Below are 17,474 nucleotides of genomic sequence, written 5' to 3' on the forward strand. Positions count from 1 at the left end.
AACGGCACGGGCCCTGCATTCATTCAGACACATGACAACGCATTGTCGATCCAGCTCGTATTCAAGGGAAAAACTGCCGAACCAGAGCCTCTACCGCCTGTCAGACCGTCTAGGCTCAGACAATTCCAAGCTCGCTCGAGGTCCTATCGATGACTCAAGAACCACTTGTTCGCGAAGCAGAGGTGGCCGCATTCCGCGACGCCGTCTTGACCAAACTCACTTATGCGGTGGGTAAAGACCCGGATCACGCCTTCGACCATGACTGGTTCGAAGCTATTGCCCTGGCCGCGCGGGACCACATGGTCGAGCACTGGATGGACCACACGCGGCAGATCTACCGCAAAGGTCAGAAGCGCGTCTATTACCTCTCTCTGGAATTTCTCATCGGCCGGCTGCTGTTCGACAGCCTGAGCAACCTCGGCCTGCTCGACGTGGCCCGCGAAGCCCTGACCGAACTTGGCGTCGACCTTGAGCGCATCCGCTTGCTGGAGCCCGATGCGGCCCTGGGCAACGGCGGCCTTGGGCGTCTGGCGGCGTGTTTCCTGGAAAGCATGTCGACCCTCGGCATCGCCGCTCATGGCTACGGCATCCGCTATGAGCACGGGTTGTTCCGCCAGGCGATTGTCGACGGCTGGCAGCAGGAGCAGACCGAACACTGGCTGGATTTTGGCAACCCGTGGGAGTTCGAGCGGCCGGAGGTGGTGTACCCGATCGGCTTTGGCGGCGGCGTTGAAACCGTGACCGATGACAGCGGCAAGTCCAGGCAAGTCTGGCACCCGGCGGAAACCGTGCGGGCGATTGCCTACGACACGCCGGTGGTCGGCTGGCGCGGGGCGAGCGTCAACACGCTGCGCCTGTGGCGTGCGCGGGCCATGGAAGATCTGCATCTGGAGCGTTTCAACGCCGGCGACCACCTGGGCGCCGTGGCTGAAGTGGCCCGGGCCGAAAGTATCTCCCGGGTGCTGTACCCGGCGGACAGTACCGAGGCCGGCCAGGAGTTGCGCCTGCGTCAGGAGTATTTCTTCGTCGCGGCCTCATTGCAGGATCTGCTGCGCCGCCATCGCAACATGCACACCTCGGTGCTGACCCTGGGCGATCACGCGTCGATTCAGCTCAACGACACTCACCCGTCGATTGCCGTGGCTGAACTGATGCGGCAACTGGTCGACGTCTATGACGTGGCATGGGATGCGGCATGGCAGGTCACTGTCGATACGCTGTCCTACACCAACCACACATTGCTGCCCGAAGCGCTGGAAACCTGGCCGGTCGGCTTGATGGAACGCATGCTGCCGCGACACATGCAGATCATTTACCTGATCAACGCCCACCACATCGATTCCTTGCGGGCCAAGGGCATTCACGATTTCGACGTGCTGCGCGCCGTGTCGCTGATCGAGGAAGACAACGGTCGTCGGGTGCGCATGGGCAACCTGGCGTTTCTCGGCTCCCACAGCGTCAACGGTGTGTCCGGTTTGCACACCCAACTGATGCGCAAGACGGTGTTCTCGGAGTTGCACAAGCTGTACCCGGAACGAATCAACAACAAGACCAACGGCATCACCTTCCGCCGCTGGCTGTACCAGGCCAACCCCGAGCTGACTTCGATGCTGGTCGATGCCCTGGGCTCCGCGGTACTGGATAACCCTGAAGAGCGTTTGCTCGCCCTCGAACCGTTCGCCGAGAAAAATGCGTTTCGCAAGGCGTTTGCCGAGCAACGCCTGCACAGCAAGAAGGCCCTGGCGTACCTGATCCATGAGCGGCTGGGTGTCGCGGTCAACCCGGCGGCGATGTTCGACGTGCAGGTCAAGCGAATCCACGAATATAAACGTCAGTTACTCAACCTGATGCACACCGTGGCGTTGTACCAGGCGATCCGCGCGGAACCTGAAATCGACTGGGTGCCACGGGTGAAAATCTTCGCCGGCAAGGCTGCCGCGAGTTATCACCAGGCCAAACTGATCATCAAGCTGACCAACGACATCGCCCGGGTGGTGAACAACGACCCGACCGTGCGCGGCTTGCTCAAAGTGGTGTTCCTGCCCAACTACAACGTCAGCCTGGCGGAGAGCATCATTCCGGCAGCGGATCTGTCCGAGCAGATCTCCACCGCCGGTTTCGAAGCGTCAGGCACCAGCAACATGAAATTCGGCCTGAACGGCGCGCTGACCATCGGCACCCTGGACGGGGCCAACGTGGAAATGTGCGAGCGCATTGGCGCCGAGCACATGTTCATCTTCGGCCTCAGCGCGCAGCAGGTGGAAGCGCGCAAGCAGAACCATGAGTTCAGTGCCGTACCGGACATCGCTGCGTCCCATCGCCTGAACGATGTGCTGCAAGCGATTCGTGGCGGGGTGTTCTCCCCGGATGATCCGTCCCGTTACACCGGGTTGATCGATTCGCTGGTGGATTACGACCGCTTCCTGGTCTGCGCCGATTTCGACTCCTACTGGAATGCGCAGATGCGCGTCGAAGCCCATTGGCACGATTCCAAGGAATGGTGGCGTTCAGCAGTGTTGAACACGGCGCGGATGGGCTGGTTCTCGTCGGACCGGACCATTCGCGAGTACGCCACGGAAATCTGGAAGGCACTGGAGTAGTTTTCAACCGGAATGCCCGGCGACTAACGGGCCTGATCGATATACTGAGTGGCAACTGATCCCTGTGGGAGCGGGCTTGCTCGCGAATGCGGACTGACTTTCGACACAATTGTCGAGTGTGATGACCTCTTCGCGAGCAAGCCCGCTCCCACAGTGGATTTATGGGGCAAATGGAATTTGTGCCCACATTGGATTCCGGGTGACTGTTTACTAGTCTGAATCACCGGATATGCCCTGATTCAGGGCCGCTTAGGGATATCGACCATGCAATGGATTTTCATGCTGACAGGGCTGGTGCTCGGCTGGATGCTCGACGAGTCATTCAGTGATGCACTGCTGGGCGCATTACTCGGATTGGGTATCGGCCAGGCCATTCGCATTGCTCGCCTGGACCTTCGGGCAGTCGAGCAACAGCGTGTGCTACAGGCGGTCGAACAACGGCTGGCAGCGCTCGAAGCATCGGGCGTCAAGGCGCCGGAAAGCCGCGAACCGCTGGTATCACCTGAAATCCTCCTTGAAGAAGCCCCTGCGGCTACCCCGGAATTGATCTGGGAGCTGCCACCCGAACTCGAGCCGATCCCCGCAGCGGCCAGCGAAATCAGTCGTCCGACTATCGATGCCTGGAAATCCGAGACGACCGCTCGCCAAGCGCAACCGCCTGTCACACCGCGTGGCCCGAATCTCATCGAGCGCGCGATCAGCTGCGCCCGGGCCTGGCTGTTCGGCGGCAATACCGTGTTGCGGGTCGGCGTGGTGTTGCTGTTCCTCGGCCTGGCCTTTCTGCTGCGCTACGCCACCGAAGGCATGGTGGTGCCGCTTGAATTGCGTTACGCCGGCGTAGCGGCCGCAGCATTGGGCTTGCTCGGATTGGGCTGGTGGTTGAGGGCCCGCAACGGCAGTTACGCATTGATCCTGCAAGGCGCCGGGATTGCCGTGTTGTACCTGACGGTGTTTGCCGCGATGCGCCTGCATCCGCTACTCGATCCTTCGGCGGCGTTCGGCCTGCTGGTGGCGGTGACCGTCTGTTCGGCGATCCTCGCCATTACCCAGGACTCCCTGGGGCTGGCCGCAGCTGCCGCACTGGGTGGATTCGCCGCGCCCATCCTGGCCTCCACCGGTGCCGGCAGCCACGTCGCGCTTTTCAGCTACTTTGTCCTGCTTGACGCCGGCATCCTCGTCATCGCCTGGTTCAAGGCCTGGCGGCTGTTGAATGTCATCGGGTTCACCGGCACCTTCGGCATCGGTTTCGCCTGGGGCCTGCGTTCCTACTCGCCCGAGTTGCTCTGGAGCACCGAGCCGTTCCTGATTGTGTTTTTCCTGATGTACCTGGCCATTGGTCTGCTGTTCGCCCGGCGCAAGCTGATGGAGCTGAGCGATCCGCCGGCAGAGGGCAGTCGCGAAGCGCTGCTGCAGTGGTCGGCGCGCAAGGGTGACTACGTCGACGGCACGCTGCTGTTCGGCCCGCCGCTAGTGGGTTTCGGCTTGCAGTTCGCACTGGTACAGCATCTGGAGTTCGCTGCGGCGTTCAGTGCCTTGGCGCTGGGCATGATCTACATGGGGCTCGCCCGTTGGCTGATGGTCGGTCGCACCGTGTTATTGGGGGAAACCTGCCTGGCCTTGGGCGTGATCTTCGCCAGCCTGGCGATTCCGCTGGGGCTCGATGCACGCTGGACGACGGCGGCGTGGGCGGTGGAAGGCGCGGGGATCTTCTGGCTCGGTCTGCGCCAGCAAAGGCCCTTGGCCCGGGTCTTTGCCTTGCTGCTGCAATTGGGGGCGGCGCTGGCGTTTCTCGGCGAGTTGCACAGCAGCGAGAACAGCCTGCTTGGCGGTGTTCCGTTAGGCGCGCTGCTGTTGGGCGTCGCGTTGCTGTTCAGCTTCTACCAGTTGCGTAAAGCCTTGCCGGAACAGATCAGGCCTTGGGAGCTGAAAGGCCTGCCAGTCCTGGCTTGCCTCGGGCTGGCGTTTCTCTATTTGCTGGCACCGTTGTTTTTCTTCAGTCACGGTACGGTGATCAGTTGGGCCTTGGCCGGGGCGCTGACGTTGCTTGCGGGATTGCACCTGGCATCGCGCACGTTCGTGTACACCGCGCTTGCTGTGCAATTGTTGGGTGGCGCGCTGTTCCTGACGACAGGACCGTTGTTCAGTGACGACCCGCGCGCCCTGGCCCATGGCGGGTTCTGGGCGCCGCTGATGCTGGGGCTGGCTGCGATGGTCGGGGCCTGGCGTTTGCAGGTGGGGCATGCGCGTGGAGCGCTGGCGGGGCCGAGTCTGTCGCTGTTGTCCCAGGCGCTGCTGGTGTGGGGCGCAGGCTGGTGGGCGTTGGCCTGGGTCATCGACGTGCTGCATTTTGCGCCGTTGCCGGTGCAGGCGACCTTGTTGTTGAGCATCGCCGCCGCGAGTGTTGCGCTGTGGACGGTATTGGCGCTGCGCCTGAGTTGGCCGTCATTGGGAGTGCTCTGCACGGTGTTGATTCCAGCGGCGGCGCTGGTGCTGCTCGCGGCCTGGCACCCGCGTTATCACCCGGCGGCCAACTTCGGCTGGCTGGCGTGGGCTGCGGTGTTCGTTGTGCATTTCATGTCCCTGCGACGCCTGGCGACCATGCTGCCGGCGCTCGTGCCAAGCGTCGCCCATGTGCTCGGCTGCTGGCTGTTGATGGGGGTGCTGGCTCTGGAATTGCGTTATGGCTTGCTGGTGTTGTCCGAGCAATACAACGCCTGGCGCTGGCTGGGCTGGGCGATTCTGCCAAGCCTTTATCTGGTTTTGGCGGCGGCACCTCGTGCGTGGCCGTGGCCAGTGTCGACGTATTCGAGGGAATACCGTGTATACGCTGGCGCGCCGCTGGCGTTGCTGATGCTCGGCTGGTTCTGGCTGGCGAATGCCGCCAGTGACGGCAACGCCGAGCCACTGCCCTATGTGCCATTGATCAACCCGCTGGAGCTGGGCCTGTTGTTTGCGTTGTTCGGTGTCTATGTCTGGTCCCGCAGCGCCATGACACAACTGGCGGTTCGCAAGGATTACGCCAGCAAAATTACGCAAGGGGTCGCAGGTGCCTCGCTGTTCGTGTTCTTCACTGCCTTGGTCATGCGTACGGCGCACCATTGGAGCGGGGTGCCGTTCGAGCTGGGTCCGTTGCTGGAGTCGATGCGTGTACAGGCCGGTCTGTCCATCGTCTGGACCTTGATGGCCCTGAGTCTGATGATCGGCGGCCATTTGCGTCGCCGCCGTGAAGTCTGGCTGATCGGTGCTGCCTTGATCGGCGTGGTCGTGGCCAAGCTGTTCTTTGTTGAGTTGAGTAATCGCGGCGGGCTGGCGCGAATCGTGTCGTTTATCGGAGTCGGCGTGTTGCTGCTGGTGGTGGGCTATTTCGCCCCGCTGCCGCCCAAACGCGCCGAAGCTGTGCTGGATACCGAGAAACCGGCCCCGGAATCTGAAGGAGTATCGTCTTGAGTCAGAAGCTGAAGCTGGGTTGGCTGGGCGTTGTTGCAATGGGGGTGGTGTTGTCGGCGGTTGCCCAGGAAAAACCGGCGGACTTCACCACCCAAGTGCCCTTGGCGGTGGCGGGCGAAGGCCCTTGGTATCGCCTTGAACTGCCCCTGAGCGTACAACTGAATGCACGGCAGGCTGACCTGAGCGATGTGCGTGTGTTCAATGCCGTGGGCGATGTTCAGGCTTATGCCTTGGCCCGGGAGTCGGCGCAGAGCAGCGAAACCCGCACCTTGAACGAGGTGAAATGGTTTCCGTTGTACAGCTCGGTGGATGCGACTGAAACCGCGCCGAGCGTGCGGGTGCAATCGAACACCAACGGCACCTTGATCGAAGTGCAGCCCTCCAGCCAGCTGGAGGCGGGTGAGGAGGAGTTGCGCGGCTGGTTGCTCGACGCGTCCGCGATCAAGGCGCCATTGCAGCAATTGATTCTCGACTGGACCAGCGAGCGCGACGGCTTCGAGCGTTTCACCCTCGAAGCCAGCGATGATTTGCAGCATTGGCAATCCTGGGGCGAAGGGCAGGTGGCGCGCCTGAGCTTTTCCGACGAGCGGGTCGAGCAGCATGAAGTCGGCCTGCCGGGCCAGTCGGCGCGCTACTTGCGATTGCTCTGGATCACGCCGCATTCGGCACCGACACTGACGTCGGCGCAACTGCAAAGCACCAGTACCCGCAGCCTGCCGCTGCCGTTGGTCTGGTCCCAGGCGTTGGCCGGCAGCAGCTTGAAGGCGGGTGAGTACACCTGGCAGTTGCCAATGGGGCTGAATGTCGAGCGAGTGCAGGTCGAGTTGAGCCAGCCCAACAGCCTGGCGCCGGTGAGCCTGTCCGGTCGGCGCGACAGCAGCCTGCCATGGCAGCCGTTGGGCAGCGGTCTGCTCTATCGCCTGACCCAGAACGGTCAGGATGTTGTGCAAAACGAATTGCAGTTGTCAGGGCAAATCGTCCAGCAATTGAAACTGACCGTGGACGAACGCGGCGGCGGCCTGGGTGATCAGGCGCCGACGCTGAAGTTCGCCGTGCGCGCCACGCAACTGGTGTTTCTGGCGCGCGGGCCAGGGCCTTACACGCTGGTCGTGGGAAATGCGACGGCGAAGGCGGCGAACTTGCCGCTGTCGACGCTGATTCCGGATTACAGTCCGGCGAAGCTCGCGACCCTGGGCCGGGCCATGGTCGATGTCGGGGCGGTGGCAGCGAAGCCGTCGACAGGCACCACGACTGTGCCGATCGACACCAACTGGAAGAAATTCGGCTTGTGGGCGGTGTTGTTGCTCTGCGTGGTGTTCCTGGTGGCGATGGCGTTCAGTCTGCTGCGCAAGCCGACGGCCAAATCCTAGGTTGGCGCTGTCCTTGTGGGAGCGGGCTTGCCCGCGATAGCGGTATCTCAGTCAATAAAAATGCTGAGATGACCGCTACTTTCCGGCTCGCATCCAGGCCTTTTCCAACTACGCTCATCCCCGCACATGAACTCTCTTCGGCCGATCACGTCTGATAGGAGGAAATGCGCCCCGACTCGCGTTAAACTGCGCGGGTTTTTAGCCCCCCATTCCACCGGAGCCGTCCATGTCCCGCGTTACCTTGAGTCGCTATTTGATTGAGCAGACCCGCAGCAACAACACTCCTGCCGATCTGCGCTTCCTGATCGAAGTGGTGGCGCGTGCCTGCAAGGAGATCAACCACGCCGTGTCCAAAGGCGCCCTGGGTGGCGTTCTGGGCAGCATGGGCACTGAAAACGTCCAGGGCGAAGTGCAGAAGAAGCTCGACGTGATCTCCAACGAGATCCTGCTCGAAGCCAACGAATGGGGCGGTCACCTGGCCGGCATGGCGTCCGAAGAAATGGACAACGCCTACCAGATCCCGGGCAAATACCCGAAAGGCGCCTACCTGCTGGTATTCGACCCGCTGGACGGTTCGTCGAACATCGACATCAACGCCCCGGTCGGCACCATCTTCTCGGTGCTGCGTTGCCCGAACGAATACCTGAGCCAGAACGAGCCCTTGAATGAAAAGGCCTTCCTGCAGCCAGGTACCCAGCAAGTGGCTGCCGGTTACGCGATCTACGGTCCGCAGACCATGCTGATCCTGACCTTGGGCCACGGCGTGAAAGGTTTCACCCTGGACCGTGAAATGGGCAGCTTCGTGTTGACCCACGAAAACATCACCATTCCTGAATCCACCCAGGAATTTGCCATCAACGCGTCCAACCAGCGACACTGGGAAGCACCGGTACAGCGTTACGTCGGCGAATTGCTGGCAGGCGATGAAGGCCCGCTGAAAAAGAACTACAACATGCGCTGGGTTGCCGCGATGGTCGCCGACGTGCACCGCATCCTGACCCGCGGCGGTCTGTTCATGTACCCACGCGACAGCCGCGAGCCGTCGAAGCCGGGCAAGCTGCGTCTGATGTACGAAGCCAACCCGATGTCGTTCCTGGTGGAACAAGCGGGCGGCGCATCCACCGACGGTCACCAGCGCATCCTCGACATCCAGCCGGAAGGCCTGCACCAGCGTGTTGCGGTATTCCTCGGCTCGAAAGAAGAAGTTGCCCGCGTCACGGCTTACCACAAGGAATAAACCATGACCGCGCCCTGGCAGCCGTTGCTTGATTGGTGGTTCGGAAGCTCCGGATCGGCGAGTGAAGTGGCGGCGCAGAAGGGCAGGTTATGGTTCGGCAAGCGCGACAGCCAGGACCTCGAAGCGCGCGAGCGTTTCGGGGACTGGACCGAGCAGGCACTGGCCGGCGGATTGACCGAGTGGATGCAACGTCCCGAAGGTTGGCTGGCCCTGGTGCTGTTGCTCGATCAAATCCCGCGAATGATCTTTCGCGATACTCCCAAAGCCTTTGCAGGCGATCTCCGGGCGCAGAAGCTGGTAGCCCAAGGCATTGCCGCGGATTTCGACCGGCAATTGCAGCCGATTCAGCGGGTATTCATCTTCCTGGTGTTCGAGCACAGCGAAAACCTCGCGGTGCAGAACGAAGGCGTCTCGCGCTACCTCGAACTGGTGGAGCAGCAGCCGGAGGCTGATCGGGCACTGTTCAGCGATTACCTGGACTATGCCGAGCGGCATCAGAAAGTGATTGCGCAGTTTGGACGGTTTCCGCATCGCAATGCGGTGTTGGGGCGGGAGTCTACGGCTGAGGAATTGGAGTTTCTGTCGAAACCCGGTTCAAGGTTCTAGCTCTTCTTTGCGGCCGATGCCGTCTTCGCGAGCAAGTCCGCTCCCACAAGGGATTCGTGAACGACACAGATCCACTGTGGGAGCGGGCTTGCTCGCGAAGAGGCCCGAGAGAGCAATCAGATCCTGAAACTACCCACCAACTGCTTCAACCGCGCCGCCTGCTGCTCAAGATCGGCACACGCTCGCAAGGTCGACTGCAGGTTCTCCACACCCTCCTGGTTCAGCGTGTTGATCTCGGTGATGTCGACGTTGATCGACTCCACCACGGCCGTCTGTTCTTCAGTCGCGGTGGCGACCGACTGGTTCATGCCATCGATCTCACCGATGCGCTGGGTCACGCTGCCCAGGCGCTCACCAGCCTGGTTGGCGATACCAACGCTGCTTTCGCTCTGACGCTGGCTGTCGGTCATGATGCCCACCGCTGCCCGGGCGCCGACTTGCAGCTCTTCGATCATCGTCTGCACTTGCTGCGCCGAGTCCTGGGTGCGGTGAGCGAGGTTGCGCACCTCATCGGCCACCACGGCAAAACCACGACCGGCTTCACCGGCCCGCGCTGCTTCGATGGCGGCGTTGAGTGCCAGCAAGTTGGTTTGCTGGGAGATGCTGGTAATCACTTCCAGAATCTGTCCGATGTTGACCGTGTTGCTGTTGAGGGTTTCGATGTTGCCGCACGAATCGCTGATCTTGGCCGAAAGCTGCTGCATCGCCGCGATGGTTTTATCCACCACCTGTTGGCCGTCTTCGGCCAGGCTGCGGGCATCGCTGGAATGTTGCGAAGCCAGGGCGGCGTTCTGGGCGATTTCCTGGGCGGCGGCCCCGAGCTGGTTGATGGCCGCTGCCACGCTGCTGGTGCGCGAGGCTTGCTGGTCGGAGTTGTACATCGACGAGTTGGAGGCTGCGACCACGCGCAACGCCACCTCGTTGACCTGGCCGGTGGCCGAGGACACTTCGATGATCGAGGCATGGATGCGCTCGACGAAGCGGTTGAAGGACAGTCCCAGCGCACCGAATTCGTCGTGGCCGTGAATGGTCAGGCGTTTGGTCAGGTCACCTTCGCCTTCGGCGATGTCGTGCATGGCGCGGCCCATGGTCAGCAGCGGCTGCATCAGCAGGCTGATCAGCATGCCCAGCAAGGCGATGATGATCACCACGGCAATCACCATGGCGATGATTGCCGAGGTGCGGAATTCGCTGAGCATCGAGAACGCCGTTTCCTGGTCGAGCACCAGCGCCACATACCAGTCCGCCGATGGCACGCCGTTGACGTGGGTGAAAGAGATGAACTGGCGCTTGCCGTCGATCTCGACTTCTTTCATGCCCGCGCTGACTTTGGGTGTGTCGCCCGGATAGGCCTCGGCCAGGCTCTTGAGCACCAGCTTGCTGTCGGGGTGAATCAGGATCTTGCCGTCGGCACCGACGATGAACGCATGACCGTGGCCGCCGAAGTTCAACGAATTGATGATCGCGCTGACGCTGGACAGGTCGATGTCGGCGCCGGCGACGCCGATCATCTGGCCCTGGTGCTGCACCGGGGTGGCCACGGTGATGACCAGCTTGCCGGAAGACGCGGCAATGTACGGTTCGGTGACGATGCTCTGTTGGGCGCTATTGGCCGCCTTGTACCAGCCACGGGCGCGTGGGTCGTAGTCCGCCGCGCGGTTGCCCGCCGGGACCGAGAACATTACGCCGTCGGCGCCACCGAAGTAGCTCAGCTGGAAATTGCCGGTGTAGGCGGGCAGGTCGATGATCCGTTTCAGGCCAGCGGGAGCATTACCATCGGCGGTGATCTGTTGGGCCATCGACTGTAGCAATTGCATGCGGCTTTCCAGCCAGGTCTTGATGTTGCTGGTGGTCAGGCTGCCGAGTTCCTGCATCGAGGCTTCGGTGCTGTTGCGCAAGGTTTCGCGCTGGCGATAGTCGTTGAACAGGATGAAACAAGCGAATGCGACAGCCACCACGAGGGCGGCAGCCAACAAGATCTTGTGGCTGAACTTCATGTTTCTGGTCATGGGTGAGCTACCGCAGAGGGTCAGGTCTACAAAAGGGGGGAGCAAATGCCAACGACGTGGCTTTGCGTTGCATGTATGTCGACTGAACGGCGCCAAAGATTAGGCAGATTTGCTGAAAAACGACGAAATGCTCGATTAACAAGGGAATTGGTTGATTTTCGGCAAAAGGTAGACGAGTGGCCCGATAAATAGCCTGCCGGGCACGGAACCACACAGGGGTTTTCTCTTCTAAGCTTCAGCTTGGCAGCCATGCCAATCCCTTACGCCCCCCCGGAGTTTCACCATGTCGTTGCGTTCCATCGCCCTGCTTTCGTTCTGTGTGTTGCTGGCTGCCTGCAGCAAGGTCAATCAGGAAAACTACTCGAAGCTCTCGTCCGGCATGGCCAAGGCCGATGTGGAAACCCTGTTGGGCAAACCCGCCGATTGTTCAGGCGCGCTCGGCATGTCCAGTTGCACCTGGGGCGACAAGAACAGCTTTATCAGCGTGCAGTTCGCCGGTGACAAAGTGCTGATGTTTTCCGGCCAAGGCCTGAAGTAAACCGGGGCGTTTGCCCGCGGGAGAAAAATAATGAAGCAGTTATTGATCATCCTTTTCGCCGGCCTGATGTTGGCCGGTTGTGCCACGCCTGGCCAGGATCCATTGGCCCCCAAGACTGTCAAAAGCGTCAACCTCAAGCGCTACCAGGGCACCTGGTACGAGCTGGCCCGCATGCCGATGTACTTCCAGCGCGACTGCGCGCAATCCGAAGCCCATTACACGCTCAAGCCTGACGGCAACATTGCCGTGTTGAACCGCTGCCTGACGGCGCAGTGGCAATGGGAAGAGGTCAAGGGCACGGCTTATCCACAGGAGCCCGGCAAGAACGACAAGCTGTGGGTCGAATTCGATACCTGGTTCTCCAGGCTGATTCCGGGTACGGCGAAGGGTGAATACTGGGTGCTGTACGTCAGCGATGACTACAAGACCGCCATTGTCGGGGATCCAAGCCGCAAGTATTTGTGGTTGTTGTCGCGCAGCCCGACCGTGAACGGTGTGGTGCGTGAGGAGTTGCTGAGCAAGGCGCGTCAGCAGGGTTACGACACCACGCGGCTGATCTGGCGGGCGTCGGAACAGCAGATGGCCAAGACCTCGGACTGACCGTACAAACCCTTGTAGGAGCGAGCTTGCTCGCGATGGAGTGTCAGTCGACGCCAAGGCGCCTGATACACCATCGCGAGCAAGCTCGCTCCTACGGTATTGTTTCAGTGTCAGCCTAGAAGGTCACGCAGTACCTGGGTGAACGCACGATTGCTTTCTTCTTCCCCGGCATGCCGCCCGTCCCGCACAACCCACTGGCCATTGACCAGTACGTCCCGCACCTGACGATCGCCGCCGGCAAACAGCCAACGATTGAGAATCCCGTCGCCGCTGGCTGTCGCCAGATACGGATCGTTGCCGTCGAGCACCAGCCAGTCGGCGCGCTTGCCGACTTCCAGTGCACCAATCGGCTGACCCAGCGCCTGAGCACCGCCGTCCAGCGCTGCATCGAACAACGTGCGGCCGACCATTGGCTGATCCGCGCCATACAAACGATTACGCCGTTGGTCGCGCAGACGCTGGCCGTATTCCAGCCAGCGCAATTCTTCCACCACGCTCAATGACACATGGCTGTCGGAACCGATACCCATGCGGCCGCCCTGGGCGAGGAAATCCACCGCCGGGAAAATCCCGTCCCCCAGGTTGGCTTCGGTGGTCAGGCACAGGCCGGCGATGGCGCGACTCTTGGCCATCGAGGTGACTTCTTCCGGGTTGGCGTGAGTCGCGTGGACCAGGCACCAGCGCTGATCGACGTCGATGTTTTCGTACAGCCATTGCAGCGGGCGACGACCGCTCCAGGTCAGGCAGTCGTCGACTTCTTTCTGCTGTTCGGCGATGTGGATGTGCACCGGGCATTGCTTGTCGCTGGCCGCCAGCACTTCGCTGATCTGCTGCGGCGTGACCGCGCGCAGCGAATGGAAGCACAGGCCCAGGGCCTGCGCCGGCTGTTGCGCCAGGACCGGTTGCAGGCGCGATTGCAGCTTCAGGTAGTTTTCCGTGCTGTTGATAAAACGGCGCTGACCGTCGTTCGGCGCCTGGCCACCGAAACCGGAGTGGCTGTAGAGCACCGGCAGCAGGGTCAATCCGATACCGGCGGAACTGGCAGCCTGGCTGATACGCAGGGCCAGCTCGGCCGGATCCGCGTAAGGCTGACCATTGCTGTCGTGATGCACATAGTGAAATTCTGCGACCGAGGTGTAACCGGCCTTGAGCATTTCGATGTACAGCTGACGAGCGATGACGCCGAGTTGCTCCGGGCTGATTTTTCCGACGAGACGATACATCAGGTCGCGCCAGGTCCAGAAACTGTCGTTCGGATTGCCTGCCACTTCCGCCAGCCCGGCCATGGCCCGCTGGAAGGCGTGGGAGTGCAGATTCGGCATGCCCGGCAGCAGCGGGCCGCTCAACCGCTCGGCGCCATCTGCATGGGAATCGGCCTGGATATGGGTCAATACGCCGTCGGCGTTGACCTCAAGACGTACATTGTTGGCCCATCCACTAGGCAGCAGCGCGCGTTCGGCAAAGAAGGCGGACATGGTTCAGCACCCCATCGTGTGTTATTTGTATATACATATACAGACGTTTGCCTGCCCGGTAAACTCCGGCAAGCTAGCAATCTCTTTTCAACGAACAAGGATTAACCGTGCCGACTCCGCCTCCAGTCTCTCCGTTGGCCGCGAACATGGGCGACAGTCCGGCGCCCTTGTACGCCCGCGTCAAACAGATGATCACCCAGCAAATCGACAGTGGAAACTGGCCGCCGCACTACCGCGTGCCGTCGGAAAGCGAGCTGGTCAGCCAGCTGGGCTTCAGTCGCATGACCATCAACCGCGCGCTGCGCGAGATGACTGCCGACGGTCTGTTGGTGCGCATGCAAGGCGTCGGCACATTCGTCGCCGAGCCGAAAAGCCAGTCCGCGCTGTTCGAAGTGCACAACATCGCCGATGAAATCGCCTCTCGCGGTCATCGCCACACCTGCAAGGTCATCACCCTTGAAGAAGAGGCCGCCGGCTCCGAGCGCGCCCTGGCCCTGGACATGCGCGAAGGGCAAAAGGTGTTCCACTCGCTGATCGTGCATTTCGAAAACGATATTCCGGTGCAAATCGAAGACCGTTTCGTCAATGCGCTGGTGGCGCCGGACTACCTCAAGCAGGACTTCACCCTGCAAACGCCATACGCCTATCTGAACCAGGTCGCGCCACTGACCGAAGGCGAGCACGTGGTCGAGGCGATCCTGGCCGAGCCGTCCGAGTGCAAGTTGTTGCAGATTGAAAAGGGCGAGCCGTGCCTGCTGATCCGTCGCCGCACCTGGTCCGGTCGCCAGCCGGTGACCGCCGCCCGCTTGATCCACCCCGGTTCCCGTCATCGTCTGGAAGGTCGGTTTCACAAATGAGTAGCCTGAAGGTTTTAAGAGCAGTCGATTACCCGCGCATGCCCTGGAAAAACGGCGGCGGCAGCACTGAAGAAATTACTCGCGATGCCGGCATCGGCCTGGATGGCTTCGGCTGGCGTCTGTCGATTGCCGACATCGGCGAGTCGGGCGGATTTTCCACCTTCGCCGGTTACGAGCGGATCATCACTGTGTTGCAGGGCGACGGCATGACCTTGTCGGTTGACGGTCAGGTAACGCGGCCGTTGCTGCCCCTCGATCCTTTTGCCTTCAGCGGCGAAAGCCAGGTGTCCTGCACCTTGCTCGGCGGTCCGATCCGCGATTTCAACCTGATCTATGCGCCGAAGCGTTACAGCGCGCGGCTGCAATGGCTGAGCGGTGAGCAGCGGTTTTTCAGCGAGGCCGGGACTGTGCTGGTGTTCAGCATCAGCGATGCGCTTGAGGTGAAGGTCGGTAACAATGCTTCGCAGCTGGGTCGCCATGATTGCCTGCAACTGGTCGGTAACACTGGCCTGCTGGACGTCACCAGCAATGCCGCCTGCTGTGTGATCGAGCTGACTGCACGCTAATACACCATCCCTGTAGGAGCGAGCTCGCTCGCGAAAAAACCAGATTCGCTGCTGGGCATCTGGTTCTACGCGTTATCGTTGACGACCATCGCGAGCAAGCTCGCTCCTACAGGCGATGTTGTTTCCCTCCTTCAACTCCGTTTCCCTCCGCGCACCACTTTGTTACCGAACGCCCCAGCGTGGCGCAAAACCACGCTCAAGTAACAACCCGTCTATCCTCCAAAAAATTCCCTCGAAAAATTTCATCTACGCCAAAACCCTTGTTCCAGGCGCTCTGCAGCCCTTTCAGCATTTTTCTTGAATGCTCATCCAGCAAGTTGGCCGCTTGATTGCATATGCTTGTATGTACAAGTAAAGACGTATGTGTATGAGTCACGAGGACTCAACCATCGTCCACTGATTCGCCGGTGTGCACTGATGCCCATTGGCTTGCTCGCCCACTGCCTGGGTTGGTTTGGATTGATTGCTGAGGAGTTCTTTTCGTGACTGACAATAAACCTACTAAGTTTCGTGACGTTGAAATCCGTGCTGCCCGCGGTAACAAGCTGACCGCCAAGAGCTGGCTGACCGAAGCGCCGCTGCGCATGCTGATGAACAACCTCGATCCGGAAGTTGCCGAGAACCCTAAAGAACTGGTGGTTTACGGTGGTATCGGTCGTGCGGCACGTAACTGGGAATGCTACGACAAGATCGTCGAAAGCCTGACCAACCTGAACGACGACGAGACCCTGCTGGTGCAATCCGGCAAGCCGGTCGGCGTGTTCAAGACCCACAGCAACGCCCCGCGCGTGCTGATCGCCAACTCCAACCTGGTACCGCACTGGGCGAGCTGGGAACACTTCAACGAACTGGACGCCAAAGGCCTGGCCATGTACGGCCAGATGACCGCCGGCAGCTGGATCTACATCGGCAGCCAGGGCATCGTCCAGGGCACCTACGAAACCTTCGTCGAAGCCGGTCGCCAGCACTACAACGACAACCTGACCGGCAAGTGGGTACTGACCGCTGGCTTGGGCGGCATGGGTGGCGCTCAGCCACTGGCTGCAACCCTGGCCGGCGCTTGCTCGCTGAACATCGAATGCCAGCAGGTCAGCATCGATTTCCGTCTGAAAAGCCGTTATGTCGACGAACAAGCCAAAGACCTCGACGACGCGCTGGCCCGCATCGCCAAATACACCAAAGAAGGCAAAGCGATTTCCATCGCCCTGCTGGGCAACGCGGCAGAAATCCTGCCGGAACTGGTCCGTCGCGGTGTGCGTCCGGACATGGTCACCGACCAGACCAGCGCCCACGACCCGCTCAACGGCTACCTGCCGGCTGGCTGGACCTGGGAAGAGTACCGCGCTCGTGCCAAGACCGAGCCGGCAGCTGTGATCAAAGCAGCCAAGCAATCGATGGCCGTGCACGTCAAGGCGATGCTGGAATTCCAGAAGCAAGGCATCCCGACCTTCGACTACGGCAACAACATCCGCCAGATGGCGCAAGAAGAAGGCGTCGAAAACGCATTCGACTTCCCTGGCTTCGTACCGGCCTATATCCGTCCACTGTTCTGCCGCGGCATCGGTCCGTTCCGTTGGGCGGCACTGTCGGGCAACGCTGAAGACATCTACAAGACTGACGCGAAAGTAAAAGAACTGATCCCGGACGACGCCCACCTGCACAACTGGCTGGACATGGCTCGCGAGCGCATCAGCTTCCAGGGTCTGCCGGCACGTATCTGCTGGGTTGGCCTGGGCCTGCGTGCCAAGCTGGGTCTGGCGTTCAACGAAATGGTGCGCAGCGGTGAATTGTCTGCGCCAATCGTGATCGGTCGCGACCACCTGGACTCCGGTTCGGTATCGAGCCCGAACCGTGAAACCGAATCGATGCAGGACGGTTCCGACGCCGTGTCCGACTGGCCACTGCTCAACGCCCTGCTCAACACCGCAAGCGGCGCGACCTGGGTATCCCTGCACCACGGCGGCGGCGTCGGCATGGGCTTCTCCCAGCACTCGGGCATGGTGATTGTCTGCGACGGTACTGACGAGGCGGCCGAGCGTATCGCTCGCGTTCTGCACAACGACCCGGCTACCGGTGTCATGCGTCACGCCGATGCTGGTTACCAGATCGCCATCGACTGCGCCAAGGAACAAGGGCTGAACCTGCCGATGATTACTGGCAAATAACGCC

12 protein-coding genes and 1 pseudogene are annotated in these 17,474 nt (G+C 61.1%); 10 read left to right on the forward strand and 3 right to left on the reverse strand.

The window, feature by feature from the left end:
- Window positions 1-149 precede the first annotated feature (149 nt).
- The 5 genes from AC06G5_RS01570 (at window position 150) to AC06G5_RS01590 (ending at window position 9,260) form a co-directional block, all read left to right on the forward strand.
- Complete coding sequence (locus AC06G5_RS01570; RefSeq protein WP_413703721.1) at window positions 150-2,600, forward strand: glycogen/starch/alpha-glucan phosphorylase; 2,451 nt, start codon at window positions 150-152, stop codon at window positions 2,598-2,600.
- A 264-nt stretch (window positions 2,601-2,864) separates the two neighbouring features.
- Window positions 2,865-6,047 carry a DUF2339 domain-containing protein gene (locus AC06G5_RS01575; RefSeq protein ID WP_480458906.1) on the forward strand — a complete coding sequence of 1,061 codons (3,183 nt, stop codon included), beginning with the start codon at window positions 2,865-2,867 and terminating at the stop codon, window positions 6,045-6,047.
- A complete protein-coding gene (locus AC06G5_RS01580) occupies window positions 6,044-7,417 on the forward strand; it encodes a DUF3999 domain-containing protein (RefSeq protein WP_480458907.1) in 1,374 nt (457 codons plus the stop codon). Before AC06G5_RS01575 ends, AC06G5_RS01580 begins: the two co-directional genes overlap by 4 nt.
- Before the next feature lie 226 nt (window positions 7,418-7,643).
- Window positions 7,644-8,654 (forward strand): class 1 fructose-bisphosphatase, encoded by a 1,011-nt coding sequence (locus AC06G5_RS01585; RefSeq protein ID WP_008018940.1) that lies wholly within the window; start codon window positions 7,644-7,646, stop codon window positions 8,652-8,654.
- 3 nt (window positions 8,655-8,657) lie between these two features.
- Window positions 8,658-9,260, forward strand: a complete 603-nt coding sequence (locus AC06G5_RS01590) for a DUF924 family protein (protein WP_480458908.1) — start codon at window positions 8,658-8,660, stop codon at window positions 9,258-9,260.
- A gap of 116 nt (window positions 9,261-9,376) precedes the next feature.
- Here AC06G5_RS01590 and AC06G5_RS01595 read toward each other — a convergent pair whose 3' ends face one another.
- The gene (locus AC06G5_RS01595) at window positions 9,377-10,141 is read right to left on the reverse strand and encodes a methyl-accepting chemotaxis protein (protein ID WP_404942359.1); all 765 of its coding nucleotides are present in this window, start codon (window positions 10,139-10,141) and stop codon (window positions 9,377-9,379) included.
- A 90-nt stretch (window positions 10,142-10,231) separates the two neighbouring features.
- Window positions 10,232-11,269 (reverse strand): annotated as a pseudogene (locus AC06G5_RS01600) (HAMP domain-containing protein); the annotation flags it as partial.
- Between the two features lie 283 nt (window positions 11,270-11,552).
- Here AC06G5_RS01600 and AC06G5_RS01605 point away from each other — a divergent pair.
- On the forward strand, window positions 11,553-11,807 hold the full coding sequence (locus AC06G5_RS01605) for a hypothetical protein (protein WP_008018937.1): 255 nt from the start codon (window positions 11,553-11,555) through the stop codon (window positions 11,805-11,807).
- 30 nt (window positions 11,808-11,837) lie between these two features.
- Window positions 11,838-12,407 (forward strand): lipocalin family protein, encoded by a 570-nt coding sequence (locus tag AC06G5_RS01610; protein ID WP_413423375.1) that lies wholly within the window; start codon window positions 11,838-11,840, stop codon window positions 12,405-12,407.
- Window positions 12,408-12,517: 110 nt separating this feature from the next.
- Here the strand turns inward: AC06G5_RS01610 and AC06G5_RS01615 are convergent, their stop codons facing one another.
- Complete coding sequence (locus AC06G5_RS01615) at window positions 12,518-13,882, reverse strand: formimidoylglutamate deiminase (RefSeq protein WP_480458909.1); 1,365 nt, start codon at window positions 13,880-13,882, stop codon at window positions 12,518-12,520.
- A 146-nt stretch (window positions 13,883-14,028) separates the two neighbouring features.
- On the opposite strand from AC06G5_RS01615, the gene hutC reads away from it, so the two are divergent.
- The 3 genes from hutC (at window position 14,029) to hutU (ending at window position 17,470) form a co-directional block, all read left to right on the forward strand.
- The gene (hutC, locus tag AC06G5_RS01620) at window positions 14,029-14,739 is read left to right on the forward strand and encodes a histidine utilization repressor (protein ID WP_162135916.1); all 711 of its coding nucleotides are present in this window, start codon (window positions 14,029-14,031) and stop codon (window positions 14,737-14,739) included.
- Window positions 14,736-15,305 carry a HutD/Ves family protein gene (locus tag AC06G5_RS01625; protein ID WP_413423371.1) on the forward strand — a complete coding sequence of 190 codons (570 nt, stop codon included), beginning with the start codon at window positions 14,736-14,738 and terminating at the stop codon, window positions 15,303-15,305. Before hutC ends, AC06G5_RS01625 begins: the two co-directional genes overlap by 4 nt.
- A 482-nt stretch (window positions 15,306-15,787) precedes the next feature.
- Complete coding sequence (gene hutU / locus AC06G5_RS01630; protein WP_008018930.1) at window positions 15,788-17,470, forward strand: urocanate hydratase; 1,683 nt, start codon at window positions 15,788-15,790, stop codon at window positions 17,468-17,470.
- The last annotated feature ends 4 nt before the right edge of the window (window positions 17,471-17,474 follow it).

This window comes from Pseudomonas sp. WT-JTC (genome assembly GCF_056711565.1).

Coding starts and splice junctions, on each gene's coding strand:
- AC06G5_RS01570 (WP_413703721.1), top strand. CDS start 150: ATGACTCAAGAACCACTTGTTCGCGAAGCAGAGGTGGCCGCATTCCGC.
- AC06G5_RS01575 (WP_480458906.1), top strand. CDS start 2,865: ATGCAATGGATTTTCATGCTGACAGGGCTGGTGCTCGGCTGGATGCTC.
- AC06G5_RS01585 (WP_008018940.1), top strand. CDS start 7,644: ATGTCCCGCGTTACCTTGAGTCGCTATTTGATTGAGCAGACCCGCAGC.
- AC06G5_RS01590 (WP_480458908.1), top strand. CDS start 8,658: ATGACCGCGCCCTGGCAGCCGTTGCTTGATTGGTGGTTCGGAAGCTCC.
- AC06G5_RS01595 (WP_404942359.1), bottom strand. CDS start 10,141: ATGTACAACTCCGACCAGCAAGCCTCGCGCACCAGCAGCGTGGCAGCG.
- AC06G5_RS01605 (WP_008018937.1), top strand. CDS start 11,553: ATGTCGTTGCGTTCCATCGCCCTGCTTTCGTTCTGTGTGTTGCTGGCT.
- AC06G5_RS01610 (WP_413423375.1), top strand. CDS start 11,838: ATGAAGCAGTTATTGATCATCCTTTTCGCCGGCCTGATGTTGGCCGGT.
- AC06G5_RS01615 (WP_480458909.1), bottom strand. CDS start 13,882: ATGTCCGCCTTCTTTGCCGAACGCGCGCTGCTGCCTAGTGGATGGGCC.
- hutC (WP_162135916.1), top strand. CDS start 14,029: ATGGGCGACAGTCCGGCGCCCTTGTACGCCCGCGTCAAACAGATGATC.
- AC06G5_RS01625 (WP_413423371.1), top strand. CDS start 14,736: ATGAGTAGCCTGAAGGTTTTAAGAGCAGTCGATTACCCGCGCATGCCC.